Source organism: Cytobacillus oceanisediminis 2691 (assembly GCF_007678455.1).
Lineage (GTDB): Bacteria > Bacillota > Bacilli > Bacillales > Cytobacillaceae > Mesobacillus > Mesobacillus oceanisediminis_A.
This window is the reverse complement of the sequence record NZ_VEEP01000342.1, coordinates 1-246: the sequence shown is the minus strand read 5'-3', so window position 1 is coordinate 246 and position 246 is coordinate 1. Positions and strand designations below refer to the sequence as shown.

The 246-nt window shown below is 45.5% G+C and carries 1 pseudogene; it reads right to left on the bottom strand.

The features are described 5' to 3' along the window. Positions 1 to 246: pseudogene (locus tag FS736_RS24965) on the bottom strand (hypothetical protein); the annotation flags it as partial.

Below are 246 nucleotides of genomic sequence, written 5' to 3'. Positions count from 1 at the left end.
CTGGGTGGGGAGGATTTTTAGGAGTGGATTGAATTGGTGCCGTATAGGCCGTTGCAATGATCTGGTTTGTGGGGTATTGGGAGGAGTTGATTGATTGGTGAAGGGTGGGGGGTGGGGGGGGTAGTTTTTTAGTAGAAGAGATGTTGGTGGTGAAGTGGGAAAGTTTTTTGAAAAAGTTAAGGGGAAGGGGCATTGAGTTTTTTTTATGATCAAAAGTTGAATTTTCGTCTTGTTGTGGGCGAGCAG